Source organism: Kribbella sp. NPDC059898 (assembly GCF_042730855.1).
Classification (GTDB): Bacteria; Actinomycetota; Actinomycetes; order Propionibacteriales; family Kribbellaceae; genus Kribbella.
Genome location: NZ_JBHWKR010000020.1, coordinates 1 through 20,504, shown reverse-complemented (window position 1 = coordinate 20,504; position 20,504 = coordinate 1). Strand labels below are relative to the sequence as shown.

Sequence of the window (20,504 nt, the reverse complement as noted above, 5' to 3'; positions counted from 1 at the left end):
GATTGTGAATCTTCCTAACGCCTTGCTCACAGCACAGAGGGGATGATGGGGCGGTGAGTGCACATCGAGACGACGATGCCGTCAAGCGGTACACCGAGCAGTTCGGCAACCTGCTGGCCGACACAGGATGGCCGCGGATGGCCGGCCGGACGTTCGCCGCGATCCTGTCGAGCGTGTCCGGCCGGATGACCGCCGCCGAACTCTCCGAGCAGCTGCAGGCCAGCCCGGCCGCCGTCTCCGGCGCGGTCAACTACCTGCTCCAGCTCCGGCTGGCGACCCGGGAACGCGAGCCCGGCAGCCGCCGCGATGTGTACGTCGTCCAGGACGACGCGTGGTACCAGACGATGATGACCGAGGACGCCTCACTCGGCCGCTGGTCCGAATCGCTGCGCAAGGTCCTGGACGCCGCCGGCGAAGGCACCGAGGCGCACCGCCGGATCCGCGTCTCGCTCGGCTTCATCGACTTCGTCAACGAAGAGGTCAAGGGCCTCAGCGAACGCTGGATCAAACGCAAGGCCGAGCTCGACGCGGAACTCGACGCGGAGTACTAGAGCTCGTAGACGGTGAGGATCGTGCAGTAGATGGGCGGGGACTCCAGGCCCGGGTAGTACAGCCGGCCGGCCTCGTCGGTGAGCTTGAAGTAGGCGGTCGAGGCACCGACCTGCGGCGGCGCCTGCAGCGTCATGCTGACCGTGACGATGTCGCCCGGCGTCGCATCCGGTACCGGGGCGCGCGTCGGTGACCGCAGGCGTCCCGGCGTACCGGGAACGCCTTGGCGGGTGAGCCAGCGGTCGCACCACGGCCGTTCGCCGCTGTTGCGGATCACCCAGGTCTTCTCGAACGTCGCGTCGCGACACACCTGCGTACCGTCCGGGACCGTCTCCCCCACCAGCTCCGCCCGGTCGTCCGGATGGTGGTCGATCGGGACCGAGCCGCCGAGCAGCACCGGCTGGACGTGCCGGCGCAGGTCCCGCTGGGACATGTCGCGACCGGCCCGGACGGCTGCGTCGAGCTCGGTCAGCTGGTTCACCAGGGCCTGGTTCGCGCCGAACGAGTCGTCGTACCACTCGATCAGCTCGCGGCTCGGCTTGGTGTGGCCGCGCTCCACGCGGGACAGGTGGCCCTTGTCCCAGCCCGACTCGGCGGCGGCGCGGGTCAGCGGCACTCCGGCGGCCTCGCGCAGCTCCCGCATGCGCGCTCCGATGACGTATCTGGCCTGGGCTGGGCGCACGGCGCACTCTCCGCTCTCGCCGTCACTTACCTACTCAAAGTACCAAATCGCAGTGACTGATTTCCGTTGCCCACTGCGACAATTCGGTCACGCTCTGATTGTCTGCACAAAGTAACAGACCGCCCCACGCAACACAGAGTGAAAGGCAACCGTCATGAAGCTCGCACGACTGACCGCCATCGCCGCACTCGGCCTGACCGCCCTCGGCGGCGCCGCCCTGCCCGCGACCGCCGCCCCGACCGTCACAGCAACCACCACTGTCGTCAGCCCGCAGTCCCGCGCCGACGACGCGATCAACTGGTTTGCCGCCCGCAACGGATCCACCGCGTACCAGGGGTACTGCGAGAAGGCCGTCGAGAACGCGTACGGCACGACCGGCGTCTACGCGTCGGCCATCGCGAACTGGAACGACGCCGTACGTCGCGGCGCCGCGCACAAGGGTGACACGAACCCGCCGAAGGGCGCGCTGGTGTTCTGGAACATCAGCTCCTACGGACACGTCGGTGTCGCCACCGGCGACGGCAACTTCTGGGCCACCAGCGTGAGCGGCGCGATCGGCAAGCGCGCCCTGCCGTACTTCTCCAACTACCTCGGCTGGGCACAGCCCAACTTCTGACGCCCCGGGCAGCGGCGCCCGACCGCCCCGCGGGCGCCGTTGCCCACTGCGACAACACCGGCGCGTTTTGGTTCCCTGCGAGTACAACTTCAAGGAAGGGAACACACCATGCGTACCGCCCTCATGCGCATCACCGCCCGTGTTGCCGTCACCACCCTCCTCGCCGGCGTCACCGCCCTCGGCACCGGCACCCTCACCGCCAGCGCGGCCACCGGAACCGTCGTCACCGACAGCGGCACCGGCGTCGCGATCCGGTCCGGGAACGCGACCAGCTTCGGCTCGGTCGGCAACCAGCCCAACGGACCCGTCGAGATCGACTGCCAGATCTACGGCGAGCCCGTCACCGGCAAGTACGGCCGGAGCCTCGTCTGGGACCACGTCCCCGGCAAGGGCTACATCACCGACTCCTACGTCAACACCGGAAGCAGCGGCCTGATCGCACCGCTGTGCACCAGCAACCCGCGCGCCGACAAGGCCATCGCCTGGTACGCCGCCCGCAACGGGTCGACGGCCTTCCAGGGGTACTGCGAGATGGCTGCCGAGAACTCGTACGGCAAGACCGCGATCTGGGCCTCTGCCAAGGCCGACTGGAACGACGCCGTGGCCCGCGGTGTCGCGCACAAGGGTGACCTGAACCCGCCGAAGGGCGCCCTGGTCTTCTGGGACCTGGCCGCACCGTACGGACACGTCGGTGTGGCGACCGGCGACGGCAACTTCTGGGCCACCAGCGTCAGCGGCGCGATCGGCAAGCGCGCTCTGCCGTACTTCAACAGCTACCTCGGCTGGGCGTACCCGAACTTCTGACCCGCCCCCAACCCGAGCACCCGGCCGCGCGCTCCGCCCCTCACGCGCCCGGGTGCTCGACCCTTTCCAGCCAGTCCTCGACGAGTGCGCGGTACAACGCCGAGCCCGGACCGGGGAGGAAGTGGTCTTCCTGATCGAGTACGGCGTACGTCGCGCGCGGGTAGTCGTCGAGGAGCGGCCAGGCGTCGGCGTACCCGGCGATGGTGTCCTGGCGACCGGTGACGATCAGGGTCGGGCGGTCGAAGTGGATCGACGGGTCTTCCCGCAGGCCGTACGTCGACGGGTCACGCTGGATGCGGCCGAGAAACTCGAGGTCCGCCAGCTGTTCCGCGTCGTCGTAGTACATGTGCTGTCGGTCGCGGGCGGTGGACGGTTGCAGGTGCTCCGCCGTCGGGAGCGTGCGGCGGGAACGGTCGATCACCACACCAGGTGCCCTGAGCAACAGTCCTAGGACTTGGGTCGGGTTGCTCTTGAGGATGCCTCGGGCGTGGAGGGCTCCGGCCGACGTACCTGCGAGGGCGAATGATTCGTCACCGGCTACCGCGGTGATGAGCCCGGCAATGGCAGACAGCATGCCGTCCTGGTTGGTGATGGTGGGGTCGGCTGGGGACCTGCCTGTGCCGGGCGGGTCTACGTAGATGCGGCGCCAGCCTTCGCGTTGTTCGAAGATCGGTTCGTGGACGGCGCGGGCCTCGCCGGCGTCGCCTCCCCAGCTGGGGAGGAAGAAGAGCGGGCGGCCGGCGCCGAAGGACTCGTAGTACACGCTGCGACCCTAGCCACCCGGAGCGCTGATCACTGAGCCTTTCTGTTCACAGCAGACGGCGGGCGTTCCCCCGAGCCGCGCTCGATCAACGCGCACGGCAGCACGATCCGTTGCGGCGGGCGGGTGTCCGCGCCGGAGGCCCGGTCGAGCAGCAGGCGCGCCGCGCTGCGGCCGAGCTCGGCGATGTCGGAGGCAACGACCGTGACCGGAGTCGGCAGCATGTCCGCGAGCCGGAAGTCGTCGAACCCGACCACCGCCGGGTCCTGCTCCAGTTCGCCGAGCGCGCGCAGCACGCCCTCGACCAGGAAGTTCGTCGAGGCGAAGATCGCGGTCGGCGGATCCGGCCGCAGCATCACCTCGCGGGTCGCCTTCTCGGCGGCCTCCGCGTTGCCCTCGGGCAGCTGGATCACCAGCGACTCGTCGACCTCGACGCCGGCCGCGCGATGCGCCCGCCGGAAGCCGCGCAACCGGCGGCCGATCGTGTAGTACGACGGTGCGAGGATGATCGCGATCCGCTCGTGGCCCTGCCTGAGCAGGTGTTCGGCCGCGATCCGGCCGCCGCCCTCGTTGTCGACCATCACGATGTCGGCCTCGATCCCGGTGGCCGGCCGGTCGACGAACACCACCGGTACGCCGGCACCCTCGAGGAACGCGTGGTCGCCCTGGTCCGGGACGATCATCAGCCCGGCGACCTGGCGGCTGACCAGCTCCTGGATCGCGCGCTTCTCGCCCTCCGGGTCCTCGTCGACACTGCCCAGCACGACGGCGAACCCGGACTGGCCGGCGATCTCCAGCGACGCCTTCGCGATGCTCGCGTAGAACGGGTTGGTCAGGTCGCCCAGCACCAGCGCCAGCGACGTCGACTTCTTGCCCGGCCGGAGCGCGCGGGCCACCTCGTTGCGCTGGAAGCCGAGCTCGTCGATCGCCGCGCGGACGCGTTGCGCGGTCTCGTCCCGGACGCCGTGGCCGCCGTTCACGACACGCGACACCGTGCCGAGGCCGACGCCGGCCCGGCGGGCGACGTCGATCATCGTCGGCCGAGCGACCTCCGGCTTGGTTGGAAACGTTTCGGGCACGGGGTTGACTTCCTTTTCGGGACACGGCATCGTCACCCAACAGTAAAACGTTGGAAACGTTACCGTCCAGGAGGCCGGATGAGTAGTGCCACTCCAGGCGGAACCACTCGGAGAAAGAGCCGTGGTGGGATGAGTCGCAATGCCGGCTCCGATGTGAAGGCGGCGTACCTGTTCATCGCTCCGGCGGTGATCGGGTTTCTCGTCTTCGTGGGTTATCCGCTGATCCGATCGTTCTATCTCGCGCTGACGAAGTACAACGGGTTGACGAACCCGGTCTTCATCGGCCTCGGCAACTTCCGGCGGCTGTTCACCACCGACCCGGCCTTCTGGCCGTCGTTGCGGGCGACCGGCTACCTGGTGTTGCTCTATGTCCCGTTGTCGCTGATCCTCGGGCTCGCGCTGGCGATGTTCTGCAACCAGCGGTTCGCCGGCGTCCGGGTGGTCCGGACGCTCGCGTACCTGCCGGTCGTCCTGCCCGCGGTCGCGACGATCACGCTGTGGAAATTCATGCTCGACCCGCAGGTCGGGCTGCTCAACACGATCCTCGACCGGCTCGGTCTGCCGACGAGCCTGTGGCTGCAGAGTCCCAAGATGGCGATGCCGGCCGTGGTACTGGTGATGCTGTGGGGCGTCGGCGGGACCATGATCATCTTCCTGGCCGCGCTGCAGTCGGTGCCGACCGAGCTGTACGAGGCCGCCAAGGTCGACGGCGCCGGACCGTGGTCGGTGTTCTTCCGGATCACGATGCCGATGATCAGCCCGATCATGCTGCTGCAGGTGATCCTGCAGACCACGGCCGCGCTCCAGACGTTCAACCAGCCGAAGATCCTCACCGGCGGTGGTCCCGGGTTCAGTACGAACGTGCTGATGCTCGGCATCTACAGCAACGGTTTCCCGACCCTGGGCCGGATCCCGCAACTGGGATACGCGTCCGCACAGGTGTGGGTGCTGTTCGTCATCATCATCGCCGTGATCGCCCTGACCGCGAAGTTCTCCTCTCTCTGGACGTACAGTGACAGCACTTCCGACTGACGCCCGCCCGGCCACGGCCGCCGATCCGGCCGTGACGCCCGCGAAGAAGAGACCACGCGTGGCCGGTACGACGTCGTGGTACGTCGTCGCGCTGTTCATCTGCGCGGTGATGGTCGTCCCGCTGCTGTGGATGATCACGATCGGGCTGAAGAGCAAGACCGCCGTGTTCGACATCCCGCCGAAGCTGCTCCCGCACGAGTTCAACTGGAGCAACTTCATCAAGGGACCGCAGGCGATCCACTTCCCGCGGCTGTTCCTGAACTCGCTGATCATCACCGCGCTGAGCGTGATCGGCGGCGTGATGACCGCGATGATGGCCGGCTACGCCCTGGCCCGGCTGCGGTTCCCCGGACGCAAGGTGTGGTTCTACCTGTTCGTCGGCAGCATGCTGCTGCCGGGCGTGGTCGGCCTGATCCCGTTGTTCCAGATGTACAAGAGCATCGGCTGGTACGACACCTGGCTGCCGCTGATCGTGCCGGCGTTCCTCGGCGGGAACCCGCTGTTCATCTTCCTGGCCCGGCAGTACTTCCTGGCCATCCCGTACTCGATCGACGAGGCGGCGAAGATCGACGGCGCCGGGCACCTGCGGATCTTCGTCAGCGTGATGCTGCCGCTGACCCGGCCGGCCTGGCTGACGATGGCGATCCTCGCGTTCCAGGCGTCCTGGAACGACTACCTGAATCCGCTGGTCTACCTGTACTCGTCCGGCAAGTGGCCGTTGTCGGTGGGTATGGCGTCGTTCATCTCGCCGTTCGCCGGGAAGACGCCGGACTGGAGCTACTACATGGCCACGAACCTGCTGTACATGCTGCCGCCGCTGATCATCTTCTTCGCCGCGCAGCGCTACTTCATCCAGGGCCTCGGCGCTCTCGGCAGCACGAACCAGAAATAGGGAGAATCGTTGTGAAGAGGACATTGGGCGTCACCGCGCTGGCGTGCGCGGGGTTGCTGGCGGCAACGGCCTGCAGCAGCGGGTCCGGTTCGGGCGGCTCGAGCAACGGGCCGGTCACCGTGACCGTGATGACGTGGGAGTCGGCCGACACCAACGCCGCGATCAAGAAGGCGCTGGAGGGCTTCAAGGACGACAACGTCAAGGTCGAGCTGCTCGAGTCCCCGAGCGGCGCGTACGGCGACAAGCTGGCGTCACTGACCCAGGCGAAGAAGCTGCCGGACCTGTTCTGGTGCGGTAACGACACCGAGCAGCAGTACACGTCGCAGGGCCTGCTGGTCGACTGGGCCGACAAGATGAAGAACGGCGACGGCGACTTCAAGTCGGACAAGTTCGTCCCGTCCGCGATGGAGAACTGGAAGACGTCGGACGGCCAGATGGGCGGTCTGCCGTCGCTGATGAACACGTACGGCGTCTGGTACAACGCCGACGCGTTCACCGCCGCGGGCCTGCCGCTGCCGAAGGCCGGCTGGACCTGGGACGAGATGTACGCCGACGCCGCGAAGCTCGCCGGCAAGAACGGGGCGAAGTACGGCCTGGCCGCCGACCAGCTGACCAGCGCGGACGGCCCGTTCACGATGAGCCTGTACTCCGTGTCTGCGGGCGGCGCGCCGTTCACCGACAACGTGAACCACCCGACGAAGGCCGAGGCCGACGACAAGTACCAGGAAGGTGTGCAGAAGCTCACCGCCGCGATCAAGAACGGGTCGGTCGCACCGCCCGGGTACGACGCGTCGAACGTGCAGTCGCTGTTCTCGGCCGGCAAGGTGCCGATGACGTTCGGCGGGCAGTGGCTGGCGGCCGGATTCCAGACCGACAAGCCGAAGATCAAGTACGGGTTCGCGCCGTTCCCGCAGGTGAACACGCCGACCACGCTGTACGACTCGGTCGGGATCTGCACGCCGCAGTACACGAAGGACCAGGACGCGACGTTCAAGGTGCTCGAGTACATCAACACCAAGGTGTGGGACGCCGTACTGCCCGCCTCGCCGGTCGCGCCGCCGGCGTACACGCCCGCGCAGGCGAGCTACTTCGACGCACTGACGAAGGCACAGCAGCCGACGGTCGTCGACACGGTCAAGGCTGACCTGGGCGCCGAGAAGACGGTCGGCGTCCGCTTCACCACCCAGTGGGCCAGCCAGGTCGGCGACCTCACCACCGCCAACTACCAGCCCATCCTGAGCGGCAAGAAGCCGATCACCGACCTCCCGAACTACGTCGACAAGATCAACGGATTGATCAAGCAGGGAAGCTGACCCTCCCGGCCGACCCACCATCTCAGGGGCCAACCCTCGAGATGGTGGGTTTGTCAGCTGCGTGCCGGGTGCAAAGCGACCACGGGCGGGGTTAACCCCTGAGATGGGAACGGTGCGCGGGGGTGCGGGGGTGCGGGGGGTAGGTCAGGTCGCTTGCCAGAGGGATAGGGCGAAGCGGGCTTTGTTGTCGGTCCACCAGGCGGCCGGGGTGAAGCCCGCTTTGTCCAGTTCGGCTTCGACGCCGGCGCGGTGGAACTTGGCGGAGATCTCCGTGCTGAGCTCCTCGCCCTCGGCGAACGTCACCTCGAGGTGGATCTCCGGGATCAGCACCTGCATCGGTCGGGTGGCGCGCAGGTGCATCTCGATCCACTCGTTGTCGGCGTCCCAGACCGCCACGTGCTCGAACGCGTCGACGTCGAAGTCCGCGCCGAGCTGCCGGTTGATCACCCGCAGCACGTTCTTGTTGAACTCCGCCGTCACACCGGCCGCGTCGTCGTACGCCGCAACCAGCGTGCCCGGGTCCTTCACCAGATCCGTCCCGAGCAACAGCCACTCCCCCGGCTCCAGCACGTCCCGGATCGAACGGTAGAACGTCTCGCGTTCGGCCGGGATCAGGTTCCCGATCGTGCCGCCGAGGAACGCGACCAGCCGCGGCGGATCACCCGGCAGCTTGTCGAGATGCGCGGTGAAGTCGCCGACCACCCCATGGACGTCGAGCGCCGGGTAGTCGGCGTTGATCGCGTGGGACGCCTCGCGCAGCGCGGTCTCGGACACGTCCAGCGGCACGAAACTCGTGAGTGTGCCGTGGTCCCGCAGCCCGTCGAGCAACAGCCGGGTCTTCTCCGACGAGCCCGAACCGAGCTCGACCAGCGTGTGCGCATTGGTCAGCGCCGCGATCTCCGCGGCGCGGGCCTGCAGGATCTCCCGCTCGGCGCGGGTCGGGTAGTACTCCGGCAGGCGGGTGATCTGCTCGAACAGCTCACTCCCCCGCGCGTCGTAGAACCACTTCGGCGGCAACCACTTCGGCGTCGCCGACAACCCCGCCCGTACGTCGTCGCGGAGCGCGCGCGCAGCGTAGTCCGGGGTCAGCTGTACGTCGATGAGGGTCACGGGTGTCCTTCCATCGGGGTGACCTGCAGAGAGGTGGCGGTGGCCACAAGCAGGGAACGATCGGGTACTGCCTGCCATCCGCCATCGCCGAACGGTTCGGAGGCGACGGTCACGGAGTCGTGCGTACGGCGGACGTGGAGCGAGTGCGTCCACGTCGTCGCGATCAGCTGCTCGCCGTCGGTCAGCAGCAGGTTGAGCCGGGAGCCGGGCGCGGCCGCCGCGACGTCGTGGACGACCGCCGCGACCGCGTCCGCCGGCGGCACACCGTCGCCGAAGCGGCGCACGATCAGGGCCCAGAGGAGAGCCGAGTCGGTGGGAGCGTCCAGACTCAGCAGGTCGGCGACCGGCAACGATTCGGCCAGCTTGGCCGTCGCGCCGGGCCAGCCGGTGATCCGCCCGTTGTGGCTGAACAGCCAGTGGCCGGAGGCGAACGGCGCGACCGCCGGCTGACCGTACGGCATGCCGACGGTGCCGTTGCGCACCGCGGCCAGGACGGCACCGGACCGGATCGCACCGGCCAGGCCGGGGAGGTTCTCGTCGGTCCAGATCGGCACGTCCCGCCGGTAGCGCACCGGACCGCCGGACACGGCCGCGTCCCCTTCCGGGTACCAGCCGATGCCGAAGCCGTCCGCGTTCACCGAGCCGCCGCCTCGCATGTCCGACGGCGCCCAGCTCTGTTCGTACAACGAGTGGCTGGGCGTCACGACGAGGGACGACAGCGTCACAGGTGGGCCCAGGTAGGCCAGGTGGCGGCACATCAGCGTTCTTCGGGCCGGGGGTCGCGGGCGCAGCGGAAACCGGCGAAGATCTGCCGCCGGATCGGGTAGTCCCAGTTGCGGAACGTCCCGCGCGCGACGACCTCGTCGGTACCGAACGATCCGCCGCGGAGGATCTTGTAGTCCGGGCCGAAGAACACCAGCGAGTACTCGTCGTACGGCCACGCGCGGAACCCGGGGTACGGGCGGAAGTCGCTCGACGTCCACTCCCACAGGTCACCGATCAACTGCTCGACCCCGAGCGGCGAGGCTCCGGCCGGGTACGCCCCGACCGGTGCGGGCGACAGGTGCCGCTGGCCGAGGTTCGCGTGCTGCGGTCCGGGTGACTCGTCACCCCACGGGAACCGCCGGGTCCGCCCGGACGCCGGATCGAACCGCGCCGCGAACTCCCACTCCTCCTCGGTCGGCAGCCGCTTCCCGGCCCACTTCGCGTACGCCTCCGCCTCGTAGAAGCAGACGTGCATCACCGGCTCGTCCAGCGGCAACCGCTCGCGGTGCCCGAACCGCAGCCGCCACCACTCCCCGTCGTCCTGCGACCAGAACCGCGGCGCGACCAGCGACGCCTTCCGCACCTGCGCCCACCCGGCCTCCGACCACCACTGCGGATCGTCGTAACCACCCGCGAGGACGAACCGCAGGTACTCCCCGTTTGTGACCGGCACCGTGTCGATCACATAAGGCTTCACATGTACGGCGTGCGCCGGGCGCTCGTTGTCCAGCGCCCACGGCTCGATCGACGTACCCATCTCGAACACCCCGCCCGGCACGAACACCTCCGCCGCCGGCAACACCCGCCCGGCCGGAGGTGGTGGCGCGTCCAGCACCGGCGCACCGGCCCGCAGCTGATGGGTCGCGAGCATCGTCTCGTCGTGCTGCTGCTCGTGCTGCGCGATCATCCCGAACGCGAACGCGTTGTCCACGAGTTCCCGTCCGCCGTCGAACTTCACGTGATCCAGCACGTCGAGCACCTTGTCCCGTACTTCGTTCACGTACGCGCGGGTCTCGACCGGCCCGAGCAGCGGCAGCGTGGGCCGTTCCGCGCGCGGGTGCTGGAACGCGTCGTACAGCTCGTCGATGTCCTGCCGCAGCGGCTCCCGGCCGCCGACGTCGCGGACCAGCCAGAGCTCCTCCTGGTTGCCGACGTGCGCGTAGTCCCAGACGAGTGGTGACATCAGCTTCGAGTGCTGCTTGACCAGGTCGTCGGTGTCGACCGCGTCGGTCAGCTGCACGGTCCTGGCCCGGGACCGTTCCAGCTGCGCACCCACGAAGGCGCGCAGGCCCTCGGGCGACAGGTCGGACAGTTGGTGGTTCATGAGGCTCGCCTTCCTTGGGTGGTGGTGTCGACGATGCGCTGCAGCCGGTTCGCGACGGCAGCGGTGAGTTCGGGATCCGCACCGGTCCGGTCCAGGACCGCGGTCCCGAGTGCGACCACGTCGCGGGCGGCACGCAGTACCAACCTGTCCCGCAGGCCCTCGCGCGCGGCGGGGAACCAGCGGCCCGCGGCGGGCTCGGCGGCGGCCAGGACCTGGTCGAGCGGCGTGGACATCAGTGCGGTGAGCAGCAGGGTCGGGGCGATCCACCCGTCGCCCGGCTGCGCGTCGAGGTAGCGCACCTCGAGATACCCGCGCGGCCGGACCGGCGGGAACAGCGTGGACAGGTGGTAGTCGAGGTCGTCGTACGTCGGTCTGTCGCCGGGCAGTGCGCCGTCCGCCCACGCGCCGAAGGTCAGCCCGGTCGGGGCGTCCCACGTGTCGCCCCGGCGCAGGCAGAGCACCGGCGCCTCCATCGCGGTCCGCGCCCAGGCGGCGGCCGGGTCGCCGTCGAGCGGCGGCGGCTCGGTGAACGGTGCACAGGTCCCGAAGGTGGCCTGCGTCCGCGCCGACGCCCAGCCGGTGTCGGAGCCGGCCCGGCGACGCGAGTTGGCGAACAACGCGACCAGTGCCGGACCGAGATCGTGCAGCGCGCGCCACCGCAGAGCGGTCTGGTCAGCTTCGCCCGCGTCGAGGCAGATCTGCAGGCCGGCGGTGCTGCACATCATCCGCGGGCCGTGCGGTCCGAGCCGCTGGAACGCGTGTTCCATCGCGGCGTACCGCGGGACGGCGAGGATGCGGCGCGGCGCCCGGAACGGGTCCAGGCCGTAGCCGCCGGGGACCAGGTCGGCGTCCAGCAGCAGGGAGGTGAGCTCGGCGGCGTCGGCGGCGGTGTCGTCGATCAGCCGTGGGATCGAGTCGGTCGCGGGACCGGAGATCTCCACCTGGCCACCCGGCTCGACGGTGACCAGAGCGCCCCGGCGCAACGGCAGCTGCGGGCTGCCGCGGACCAGGGTCGCAGGGGCGTGTTCGCCCAGGGCCTTGCTCAGTTGGCCGGCGTCGAGCGGCCGGTGCGGATCTTCCGCGTGATGCACGGTCCACTCGAGCTCGACGCCGTACAGCCGAGGTGGACCGTGCTTGAAACAGACCATCGCGACGTAACCCTCCGCCTCGGCCCGGGAGCCGATCGGAGTCGTCGCCGGAGAACCACCGGGCGAGGTCACGTCAGCGAACCTAGCTCCGGCTCAGGGGCTGGACAACCGACCAGAAAATTACCGGTCGGTGACGCCTGGGTGGCATGTCGACTCATGCCGGCCATCGTCCCTGGCGGCTCCGACAGTTTTCAGGCGGGAACCTTCACCGAGCCGCCCCAGTCGTTCCGGTGCCAGCCGTCCTGCGGCGTCCACCACCAGTGGTACAGCGTTCCGGTTCCGCTCTGGGCGAAATACTGATGCTGGTCGGCGAACGCGAACGCCACCGGATCGGCGTACACCTGCCCGCCCAGGTCCTCCCAGGTCACCTTGCTGGTGCCTTGGTCCCACCACCAGTGGTAGAGCGTGTTGCCGGGGCCACGGGCGACCACGTGCTGCTGTGTCGCGGTCTTGAACGCAGATGGTGCCCCGACGAACTTCTCCGGAGCACCTCCCCATTCCACTTGGTGCAGCCCGTCACCGGCGTCCCAGTACCAGTGGTAGAGCTGCCCGTCCGCGGCTTGCGTGTACACGTGCTGCTGTCCGTTCCAGACGAACGTCGTGGGGTCGGAGTACGCCTCACCGCCCCAGTCGGCGAAGTGCGGCTCGAAGTCACCCAGCTGCCACCACCAGTGGTACAGGTGGTTGTCCGCGCCACGGGCGACCACGTGCAGCTGGTTGTCCCACACGTACGTCGACGGCGTACCAACGATGGGCCCGGGCGCGCCGTCCCAGCTGTCGAGGCGCAGCTGGCCGTCGGCCGGGTCCCACCACCAGTGAGTGAGGCCCCCGTCCGAGGAGCGCGCGAAGATGTGCTGCTGGCCGGACCAGACCACTGCGGCCGGATCACCGGCCGCATCACCTCCCCAGTCCGCGTAGTGCGCCGCTGACTCGCCCTCGACCCACCACCAGTGCAGCAGCGTTCCCGTCGTACTTCGGGCCACTGCGTGCTGCTGGTTCTCCCAGGCATACCCCGTGCTCTTGCCTGCGATCGGCCCGCCGCCCAGGTCGTTCCGCTTGAGCCCGGCCGCGCCACTCCAGTCCCAACGCCCCATGGTGCCAGCCGCGGTCGGGGCGAAGATCACCTCATGGCCGGCACCACCTGCGTCGTTCCACTGGTACGCCGTGGCGCCGGGTACGACATCACCCGCGTGGCCCGCGCCGTATGCCTCGATCTCGTCGATGAACACGCCGGTCTGGTACTTGTTGTGCATCGTCTTGTCGAAGGTCAGCCGCACCCAACGAGCCTTCGACGGTGCGAAGCCGATGTCGTACCAGATTCGCGAGGCCCCGTTCACCGAACTGACCTGCCCGCGGTTGGTGAAGTTCGTACCGTCGGTACTGGTCGCGACCGTGATCTGGTCGGGCCGATAGTCCGGGTACTCCTCGTACGCGTGAACGCGCACCGTGCCCACCGTTTGTGCCCAGCCGAGGTCAATGGTGACCGCCGGATGCACACTGTCGCCGACGTTGGCCAGCTCGTACCCGAACTGCTTGCCGTCACCCCAGTTGTCCCCTAATACCCCGTCTGTCGCCTCGTTACCGGCGTCCGGGAACCGTGTCGACGGTGCAACGCTCTTCGTGTACGTCTTCCCACCCGCAAGGTTCTGCTGCAGGAGGCTGTGCCCCACTACGTCGATTCCTTGCAGGTCGTACGGCGCTGTGCCGTCCACCGTGATCCGGATGTAGCGCGTCTTCGCATTAACACCCAGGAAGTCGTCACCACCGGGCTTGGCCAGGTCGTCCGCCGGGTCATCGGTCCGGTTCGCCGCCTCCGCCCACTTTGTACCGTCGTACGAGATCTGCACGTGGTACTTGCTGGCCCACGTGGAACCCCAATGCAGCTCCACCCCGTCCACCTGGGCTTGACGCCCAAGGTCGAGCTGCAGGCCGTTCCTGGTGTACCGCAGGCCCTTCAGGGGAAGACCAGCCGCCGCGTCGAGCGTCAGGGCGCGGATCCGCTGCATGTAGCTCACGTCAGGCGAGTACTTGTCGCTGGCCTGCACGACGGCGGTCGCAAGGTCGTGCGCGAGCCCCGGGTTGGTCTTGCCGAGGTGGTTGAGGACCTCCCAGTCCTCCATGCCGTCCCGCAACGACTCATACCGCGGTGAGGCCTCGACCGTGTTGTGCACGGTGTCCGGGCGGACGATGTAGCCGTCGCCCTTGACGGTCTGGTCGCTCATCTTGAACTGCCAGTTGCCGTACGCCCAGTGCAGGTACCCGGTCGCACCCTTGCCGTACGCGAGCCACATGGTCTGCCGCTGATCCCACTCCGGCTGGTCGATGAACCGGTTGAGGTGGTTGCCGGCTGGGATGTTGCAGTTGTAGAACCACAGCGGCTTGCCGGCCTTGCGCTCGTCGTCGAACGGCTTCGGGTTCGCCGTGTACGTGAACAGGTTCGGGATCACGATGTCCTCGGCGTGCGCGACCCGCGGAGCCAGGCCGTTCACCACCGCGTCACCGATCTTCACGTCCGGCCAGTACTGCCGCAGCTTGTTCGCGACCCCGAACCAGCCCGGGTCACCGCCCGCACCCGGCTCGTCGCCCACGTGCATCCAGAACATGCTCGACCAGCCCTTCTCCGCCACGTGCTGACGGAGCGCCGGATAGAACTGCTTGTACCAGTTGTCCGCCTCCGGCGAGTCCCAGTACACGAAGTCCGGAAGCTGCCGCCCGGTCTCCTTGGGCGTCACCTCCTGCAGGTACCGCGGGTACTGCGGGTTGTGGTCCGGGTTCTGCGGACCGGCGCCGGTGAAGCCCTCCAGCCGGTTCACCACGCCCTTGTCCAGGAACCGCTGCACGACCTGGTCGAAGCGGTCGAAGTTGAACGTGTAGTTGCCCGCGGCATCGACCTTGCTGCCACCGTCGGTGAGCAGGTTGACCAGCGGCAGTTGCAGGTTGTTCTGCCGGTACCGCTTCATCGTGTCGGCCCAGTTGTCGATCAGCTGCCACCACTGCGGCGAGTACCGGTCGTGCCCGTAGAACAGCTTGACGGTGTCGCCCTGGCCCAGGTCCCACGAGGTCAGGCCGAGGAAGTTCGTCCACATCACGTTGGTGAACTCGCTCTGGTTCGCCGGCGGGATCACGACGTTCCGGGCGTTCACCCGGATCGGCACGTTCAGGTTGCCGTTCGTCGTACGGACGGTCGCGTGGCCGCTGTAGATACCGCCCCGCGCGGTCGCCGGCACGTGCACCCGGACCCAGATCGACTGCGTCTGGTTCGCCGGTACGTCGATGCCCGGCTGGTTCAGCAGCCGGTCCGGGAAGTCGCCCGGCGCGGTCCGGGTCGTCGGTACGACGAAGTTGTCCGGCTCCCAGCCGTTGTACGAGTTGTGGTCCAGGTACTCGTACCCGACCGGGTTGTAGCTGATCTCGCTCGCCGCGATGGCGTCGCCGGTCCCCTGCAGCGCGCTGAAGTCCACGCTGTTCACGGTGAACGCGGCCGGCCCGCGCAGCACGATCTGCGCCGCCTCGTAGTCGTTCTTCGCGGTGTCCAGCCGGATCTCGTCGCCCGCCTCCGGCGACCGCCCGCTGTCCTTGAAGACCGAGTTGTACGACGTCTCGGTCCACATGCCCGGTGCCGCGCCGGCCGCGTGCGCCAGCGGCGCCAGCCCGGTCGTCGTCACCATCAGTCCACTCGCCACCACTACTCGTGTCCAGCGCATGCCGCCAAGCCTCCGTGGCGGCGCCGGAACCGGCAATCCTTTCGAGCGAGGCTGTATAGACCAATCAACCCGACCCGGGCAGGTGGTGCAGGCGATCAGGCACAACCACAGGGGCGCCGCCTACCTCAACCACGGTGGCCTTGAGGCCGAACACTTCCTCCAGCAACCCAGCCGTGAGTACGTCGGTCGGCCTTCCCTCCGCGGCGATCCGACCGTCGCCCATCACTACCAGGTGATCGGCGTACTGCGCTGCCAGCGTCAGGTCGTGCAGGACGGCCACAACGGTCCGCCCTGTCGTGGCTGCTGCGTGTACGACATTCATCACGTCCACTGCGTGTGCCAGGTCCAGGTACGTCGTGGGCTCGTCGAGCAGGAGGTGCTGCGTGCCCTGAGCCAGCACCATGGCGATCCACACGCGCTGGCGTTGCCCACCGGACAGTTGGTCGACGGGACGCTCACGGAGCTCTGTTAGTTCAACCGCGGCCAGGGCCTCCTCGATGGCGGCGTCGTCCTCCGCTGTGAGGCGTCCGAAGAGCCCGCGGTGCGGGTGGCGACCTCTCGAGACCAGCTCGGCCGCGGTGATGCCTTCTGGTGTCACAGGGCCTTGCGGGAGCACACCTAGCTTTCTGGCGAGTTCACGGGCCGGCAGCTGGTGGATGTCCTTGCCGTCCAGTAGTACCTGTCCGCTGCGGGGCGTGAGCAGTCTGCTCATTCCCCGGAGCAATGTGGACTTGCCGGAGCCGTTCGGGCCTACGACGGCGGTCAGTTGGCCGGTAGGCACCTCCAGCGTCAGGCCGTCCACCACCGGCGCACCGTCGTACGCGAGGGTCAGGTTCTCGACGTGCATCTAGCGCCCCTTCTGCTGGCGACCGATGAGATGAAGCAGGTACGGCGCTCCGCAGGCGGCCGTCACTACGCCAACGGGTAGCTCGTACGGACCTATGTGCGCCCATTGCAGACCGTTGCGGGCCAGGAGGTCCGCCAGTACGACGAAGAGCGCGCCTAGCATCGCGGTTGTCAGCAATGGCGGGCGCTCCATCCGGGTGAGCCGCTGTGCGACCTGCGGCGCCACCAGCGCGACGAACGCGATCGGACCGGCGCCCGCAGTGGCCATCGCGGCCAGCACGGTCGCGATCACCAGCAGCGCCAGCCGGACCCGCGCCACCCGGACGCCGAGCGAGGAGGCCACGTCGTCGCCGAGCACCAGTGCGGACAGGTCGCGGTTGAACATCATTGCTACCGGCAACAACACGACGACCGCGATGAGCACGGGGATCGCGTCGCTCCACGCTCGCGCGTTGAGCGAACCGGCCAGCCAGGCGGCGGCACGACCCGCGTCGTTGACGTCGCCGATCACCAGCAGCCAGGCAACCAGCGAGTTCGCCGCCGCCGCGATGCCGACCCCGATCAGCACCACCTTGCCGGCGTCCACCACGCCGCGCCGGACCGACAACGCTCCGACGACCAACGTCGCGACCAGCCCCCCGAGCACCGCCGCCAACGGGATCCCGACCTTCGCCGCGACACCGGAGATGTTGCCGCCACCCGTCCCCGCGAGCACGATCACCGCGACCGCACCGGCAGACGCGCCCGAGTTCACACCCACGATGTCCGGACTCGCCAGCGCATTCCGCGACAACGTCTGCAACAACGCTCCCGACACCGCGAACGCCATCCCCACCAGCAATCCCGTCGCCACCCGCGGCGCCCGCAACTCCAGCACCACCAGCCGAGTCCCCCGCCGCCCACCACCCAGCAAGACCTCGACAACCTCCCCCACCGGCAACTTCGTCGTACCGACACTCAACGACACCAAAGCCGCCCCCACCGCCAGCACCGCAAACAACAAACTCAAGATGACAGCCCGCGACCTCATAGGCTCACCGCGCGGCGGCGTACTACGAGGACGAAGAGCGGGGCGCCGATGATGCCGAGGACCACGCCCGCCTGGAGTTCGCCGGCGCCGCCGACCAGGCGGCCGACGAGGTCCGCGAGTACCAGCGTGGTCGCGCCGATCAGGCCCGCGGCCGGGATCAGCCAGGTGTTGCGGGCGCCGAACAGCCGCCGCGCGACATGACCGGACAGCAGCCCGAGGAACCCGATCGGGCCGCAGGCCGCGACGCCCGCCGCGGTCAGCAGGCCGATCGCGCCGAGGCCGACCAGGCGTGCTCGGCGTACCGACAGACCGAGGCCGGCCGCGACGTCGTCGCCGAGGGCGAGCAGGTCGAGGTCGCGGGCGTTGACGGCGGCCAGGAGCAGACCGACCACCGCGAACGGCAGGACCTGGCCGGCCACGTCCAGACCGCGACCGGCGACCGAACCGACGGCCCAGAAGCGGTAGCTGTCCAACGTGTTCGCGTCGAGCAGGACGATCGCGGACGTCAAGGCGCCGAGCATCGCGGCGACGGCCGCACCCGTCAGCGCCAGGCCGACCGGAGAGGCACCGCTTCCGCGGGAGGCCAGCCGCTGTACGGCGAAGGTTGCGATCAGCGCGCCGATCAGGGCGACCCACACCGTCGCGGAGACCGAGTCGACGAGACCTACCTGCAGTCCGAGTACGACGGCGAACGCGGCGCCGGAGCTCACACCGAAGATGCCGGGCTCGGCCAGCGCGTTGCGGGTGTGACCCTGCATCAGCGTGCCGGCGATACCCAGGCAGAGCCCGATCAGCACGGCGACGACCGTACGCGGGAACCGCAGGCTGCGGACGATCACGTCCGGGTCCGAGCCGTCGTTCGCGGCCAACGCGTGCCACAACGCACCAGGCCCCAACCACCGAGAGCCCAGCGCAAGACTGGCCCCGAGCGCCACCACCAGCAGCCCGACGAGCCCAAGCAGCACAACACCCCGCCGAGCACCGGAGTACGACGAACTGAACGTCGAAGGAGGCGGGTTCGACGTCCTCCCGCCCTGCGGCGGTGGGGGCGGGTGCCGCGGCCGGGGCGGCGACGGCGGGTCCGGTGGGGGTGGCGACACGGGTGGGGGCGCGGGGGGCGGGGGCATGTGGTTAGGTTTGCCTTACTTGTGAGGTGGAGAGACACCTTAACCCGCGACTCGTGCCGACCTGGAGACACCCGTGCGACTGTCCCGCATGACCGCCCTGTTCGCTGCCGCCGCCCTCGCGCTGACCGCGTGCGGCTCGTCCGGATCCGGCGACGAGCCGGCCGCCGCGGGTGCCGCCGGGGAAGGGTTCCCGCGGACCGTCGAGCACGCGATGGGGAAGACCGAGATCAAGAGCAAACCGAAGCGGGTCGTCGCGCTCGACACCAGCTATGTGGACGCGACGCTGATCCTCGACACCCCGGTCGTCGGGTACACCGACTACCGCACGATCAACGGGCAGCTCCCGGACTACCTCGGCGACGACCGGAAGACGTACGGGTCCGAGGCCGAGTCGGTCGGCACGCTCGCCGAGCCGAACCTGGAGAAGATCGCCGCGCTGAACCCGGACCTGATCGTCACCGCGAAGGTCCGGCACGAGAAGCTCTACGACCAGCTGTCCGCGATCGCGCCGACGATCATGTCCGAGACCACCGGTGCCACCTGGAAGGACAACATCCGGCTGGAGGCGAAGGCGCTCGGCCAGGAGGACCTTGCGGAGAAGGAGATCTCGGCGTACGAGAAGGCCGCGAAGGCGACCGGGGACGCGATCAACGCGAAGGCGCACAACCCGACGATCTCGGTGGTCCGGTTCGTCGACGGGCCGACCCGGCTGTACCAGAACGCGAGCTACTCCGGGATCGTGCTGAAGGACGCCGGCCTGAAGCGCCCGAAGTCGCAGGACGTCGACGGGTTCGCGCTCGAGATCAGCCCGGAGCGGATCAAGGACGCCGACGCCGACGCGATCTTCGTCACGACGTACGCCGACGAGAAGGGGCTGAGCGCGAAGACGGCCGCCCAGTTCAAGGCGAACCCGTTGTGGACGCCGCTCGCGCCGAAGGTGCACGACGTACCGGACCTGACCTGGATGACCGCGGTCGGACTGCAGGGCGCCTGGGCGATCCTGGACGACCTGGCGAAGACGTTCGACGTACCGGCGCCTGTCCGGCCGGCGTGAGCACGCTTGTAGGGTCGGCCGTATGACGGCTCTCACCCGGTGGCATGTCGGCCCGTGGACGACGCGCGGTACGGCGGCCGGCGCCGCGTTCGAGCCCGGCCGCAAGCGGACGCCCGACGAGCTGAACTTCGACATCGTCGGGTTGTCGCGCATCGTCGGACGCCGGCAGACGCTGCCGGAGGAGATGCTGGTACGCCGGTGCCAGGCGGCCCTGCGGCCGACCGATCCGCGCGTGTGCGGCGTACAGACGCTGGACCCGGAAATGTCGGCCGAACTGGCCGCGGTGGCGGCACGCGCCTTCAGTTGGCTGGAGGAACGTGCCCCCGCCGGCTATCAGTTCGTCCACACGGACGCGGTCGAGCTCCAGCCGCTGTTGGACCTGTCGGCTGACGTGGTCGCTGTCGACGCGGTCGTACAACTAGCCGACATCCTACTCCCCGCGGCCCGCTTGGCCACCTCCCACGTACGCCGTTCCCCCGCAGGCGCCTGGTACGCCGGCGACGCCACCTGCAACTGGTCCGGCCCCCACCCCACGCCAGACGAAGCAGTAGCCGCAGTAGACACCGCCCGCACCCAACTCATCAACCAACTAACAACCGCTGGCCGAGAAGACCTGGCCCGTACCTCCCGGCGGTGGGCACCAATACCAGTTGAGCCCACCTGACAACC

At 68.8% G+C, this 20,504-nt stretch carries 19 protein-coding genes; 8 read left to right on the top strand and 11 right to left on the bottom strand.

Going from position 1 to position 20,504, the window contains the following annotated elements; all coding sequences use genetic code 11:
• Positions 1 to 53: 53 nt before the first annotated feature.
• On the top strand, positions 54 to 551 hold the full coding sequence (locus tag ACFV9C_RS39580; protein ID WP_380202214.1) for a GbsR/MarR family transcriptional regulator: 498 nt from the start codon (positions 54 to 56) through the stop codon (positions 549 to 551).
• Here ACFV9C_RS39580 and ACFV9C_RS39575 read toward each other — a convergent pair.
• Entirely contained in the window at positions 548 to 1,192 is a 645-nt protein-coding gene (locus tag ACFV9C_RS39575; protein ID WP_380202212.1) for an NBR1-Ig-like domain-containing protein, read from the bottom strand. The genes ACFV9C_RS39580 and ACFV9C_RS39575 overlap by 4 nt on opposite strands.
• A gap of 193 nt (positions 1,193 to 1,385) precedes the next feature.
• Between ACFV9C_RS39575 and ACFV9C_RS39570 the strand changes: the two genes are divergently transcribed.
• On the top strand, positions 1,386 to 1,847 hold the full coding sequence (locus ACFV9C_RS39570; RefSeq protein WP_380202210.1) for a CHAP domain-containing protein: 462 nt from the start codon (positions 1,386 to 1,388) through the stop codon (positions 1,845 to 1,847).
• 108 nt (positions 1,848 to 1,955) lie between these two features.
• On the top strand, positions 1,956 to 2,651 hold the full coding sequence (locus ACFV9C_RS39565; RefSeq protein ID WP_380202208.1) for a CHAP domain-containing protein: 696 nt from the start codon (positions 1,956 to 1,958) through the stop codon (positions 2,649 to 2,651).
• A 40-nt stretch (positions 2,652 to 2,691) separates the two neighbouring features.
• On the opposite strand, the gene ACFV9C_RS39560 is transcribed toward ACFV9C_RS39565, so the two are convergent.
• Together ACFV9C_RS39560 and ACFV9C_RS39555 are read right to left on the bottom strand one after the other, a co-directional pair.
• Entirely contained in the window at positions 2,692 to 3,414 is a 723-nt protein-coding gene (locus ACFV9C_RS39560; protein ID WP_380202206.1) for an alpha/beta fold hydrolase, read from the bottom strand.
• A gap of 29 nt (positions 3,415 to 3,443) precedes the next feature.
• Positions 3,444 to 4,490 (bottom strand): LacI family DNA-binding transcriptional regulator, encoded by a 1,047-nt coding sequence (locus ACFV9C_RS39555; protein ID WP_380202204.1) that lies wholly within the window; start codon positions 4,488 to 4,490, stop codon positions 3,444 to 3,446.
• 129 nt (positions 4,491 to 4,619) lie between these two features.
• Here ACFV9C_RS39555 and ACFV9C_RS39550 point away from each other — a divergent pair, with 129 nt between their 5' ends.
• Genes ACFV9C_RS39550 through ACFV9C_RS39540 form a run of 3 tightly spaced genes read left to right on the top strand, consistent with a single transcriptional unit; the run spans position 4,620 to position 7,727 of the window.
• Positions 4,620 to 5,522, top strand: coding sequence for a carbohydrate ABC transporter permease (locus tag ACFV9C_RS39550; protein ID WP_380202202.1), 903 nt, complete (start codon positions 4,620 to 4,622; stop codon positions 5,520 to 5,522).
• A complete protein-coding gene (locus ACFV9C_RS39545) occupies positions 5,503 to 6,414 on the top strand; it encodes a carbohydrate ABC transporter permease (RefSeq protein WP_380202200.1) in 912 nt (303 codons plus the stop codon). Before ACFV9C_RS39550 ends, ACFV9C_RS39545 begins: the two co-directional genes overlap by 20 nt.
• 11 nt (positions 6,415 to 6,425) lie before the next feature.
• Complete coding sequence (locus ACFV9C_RS39540) at positions 6,426 to 7,727, top strand: ABC transporter substrate-binding protein (RefSeq protein WP_380202198.1); 1,302 nt, start codon at positions 6,426 to 6,428, stop codon at positions 7,725 to 7,727.
• A gap of 144 nt (positions 7,728 to 7,871) precedes the next feature.
• Here ACFV9C_RS39540 and egtD read toward each other — a convergent pair whose 3' ends face one another.
• The 8 genes from egtD to ACFV9C_RS39500 form a co-directional block, all read right to left on the bottom strand.
• A complete protein-coding gene (gene egtD / locus ACFV9C_RS39535; protein ID WP_380202196.1) occupies positions 7,872 to 8,837 on the bottom strand; it encodes an L-histidine N(alpha)-methyltransferase in 966 nt (321 codons plus the stop codon).
• The gene (gene egtC, locus ACFV9C_RS39530; RefSeq protein ID WP_380202194.1) at positions 8,834 to 9,562 is read right to left on the bottom strand and encodes an ergothioneine biosynthesis protein EgtC; all 729 of its coding nucleotides are present in this window, start codon (positions 9,560 to 9,562) and stop codon (positions 8,834 to 8,836) included. The genes egtD and egtC overlap by 4 nt, the downstream gene beginning before the upstream one ends.
• A 32-nt stretch (positions 9,563 to 9,594) precedes the next feature.
• Positions 9,595 to 10,926, bottom strand: a complete 1,332-nt coding sequence (gene egtB, locus ACFV9C_RS39525; protein WP_380202192.1) for an ergothioneine biosynthesis protein EgtB — start codon at positions 10,924 to 10,926, stop codon at positions 9,595 to 9,597.
• The gene (locus tag ACFV9C_RS39520; protein ID WP_380202190.1) at positions 10,923 to 12,146 is read right to left on the bottom strand and encodes a glutamate-cysteine ligase family protein; all 1,224 of its coding nucleotides are present in this window, start codon (positions 12,144 to 12,146) and stop codon (positions 10,923 to 10,925) included. Before ACFV9C_RS39520 ends, egtB begins: the two co-directional genes overlap by 4 nt.
• A 119-nt stretch (positions 12,147 to 12,265) precedes the next feature.
• Positions 12,266 to 15,778 (bottom strand): glycoside hydrolase domain-containing protein, encoded by a 3,513-nt coding sequence (locus tag ACFV9C_RS39515; RefSeq protein ID WP_380202188.1) that lies wholly within the window; start codon positions 15,776 to 15,778, stop codon positions 12,266 to 12,268.
• A 64-nt stretch (positions 15,779 to 15,842) separates the two neighbouring features.
• Positions 15,843 to 16,625 (bottom strand): ABC transporter ATP-binding protein, encoded by a 783-nt coding sequence (locus ACFV9C_RS39510; RefSeq protein ID WP_380202186.1) that lies wholly within the window; start codon positions 16,623 to 16,625, stop codon positions 15,843 to 15,845.
• Entirely contained in the window at positions 16,626 to 17,633 is a 1,008-nt protein-coding gene (locus ACFV9C_RS39505; RefSeq protein WP_380202184.1) for a FecCD family ABC transporter permease, read from the bottom strand.
• Positions 17,634 to 17,650: 17 nt separating this feature from the next.
• Positions 17,651 to 18,619: a FecCD family ABC transporter permease gene (locus tag ACFV9C_RS39500; RefSeq protein ID WP_380202182.1), complete on the bottom strand. Its 969-nt coding sequence runs from the start codon at positions 18,617 to 18,619 to the stop codon at positions 17,651 to 17,653.
• Between the two features lie 235 nt (positions 18,620 to 18,854).
• Here ACFV9C_RS39500 and ACFV9C_RS39495 point away from each other — a divergent pair, with 235 nt between their 5' ends.
• Both ACFV9C_RS39495 and ACFV9C_RS39490 read left to right on the top strand, forming a co-directional pair.
• Positions 18,855 to 19,835 (top strand): ABC transporter substrate-binding protein, encoded by a 981-nt coding sequence (locus ACFV9C_RS39495; RefSeq protein ID WP_380202180.1) that lies wholly within the window; start codon positions 18,855 to 18,857, stop codon positions 19,833 to 19,835.
• A gap of 22 nt (positions 19,836 to 19,857) precedes the next feature.
• Entirely contained in the window at positions 19,858 to 20,499 is a 642-nt protein-coding gene (locus ACFV9C_RS39490) for a hypothetical protein (protein ID WP_380202178.1), read from the top strand.
• Positions 20,500 to 20,504 lie beyond the last annotated feature (5 nt).